The sequence below is a fragment of the Streptomyces sp. CBMA123 genome, assembly GCF_014596465.1.
In the GTDB taxonomy this organism is placed as follows: Bacteria; Actinomycetota; Actinomycetes; order Streptomycetales; family Streptomycetaceae; genus Kitasatospora.
Genome location: NZ_MECK01000515.1, coordinates 1 through 876 on the forward strand (window position 1 = coordinate 1; position 876 = coordinate 876).

An 876-nucleotide genomic window follows, 5' to 3' on the forward strand; every position below is an offset into this window, starting at 1 on the left:
CCCGGTGTCGGCGGCGAGGAGCTCGGCCGCGTGCTCGGCGAGGAAGCCGGTGTGCACCCGGCCGGCCAGGAAGGCCGGGTGCCGCAGGGCGCGGACCAGCAACTCCCGGTTGGTGGCCGGGCCGTGGATCCGGGCCCGGGCCAGCGCGTCGGCCAGCCGGCGGGCCGCCGCGGCGCGGGTCGGCGCCCGGACGATCACCTTGGCGAGCATCGCGTCGTAGTGCGGGGTGATCTCGCTGCCGGACTCGACCCCGGAGTCCAGTCGCAGCCCCGCGCCGGTGAACTCCTGGTGCTCCGCGACCAGTTCGAGCCGGTGCAGGGTGCCGGTGGCGGGCTGCCAGTCCTTGGCCGGGTCCTCGGCGTACAGCCGGGCCTCGATCGCGTGGCCGGTGGTCGGCGGCGGCGCGTCCGACGCCAGCTCCTCCCCCTCGGCGACGGCCAGTTGGAGCGCCACCAGGTCCAGGCCGGTGACCGCCTCGGTGACCGGGTGCTCCACCTGGAGCCGGGTGTTCATCTCCAGGAAGTGGAACCGGCCGTCCTCGGCGAGCAGGAACTCGGCGGTGCCGGCGCCGACGTAGCCGATCGCCCGGGCCGCGTTCACCGCCGCCGCGTGCAGCTCGGCCCGCACCCGCGGCGGCAGGCCGGGGGCCGGGGCCTCCTCGATCACCTTCTGGTGCCGCCGCTGCAACGAGCAGTCGCGGTCGCCCACCGCCCACACCGTGCCGTGGGCGTCGGCCAGCACCTGCACCTCCACGTGCCGGCCGGTGGGCAGGTAGCGCTCGCAGAACACCTCGTCCGAGCCGAAGGCCTTGGCCGCCTCGGCCCGGGCGGCCGCGAGCTCGGCCTGGAGGTCCGCCAGCCGGCCGACCACCCGCAT

At 76.6% G+C, this 876-nt stretch carries 1 pseudogene; it reads right to left on the reverse strand.

Features of this window, described 5'->3' with window-relative positions:
- A pseudogene (locus BG452_RS35745) lies at positions 1–876 on the reverse strand (acety-l/propionyl-CoA carboxylase subunit alpha); the annotation flags it as partial.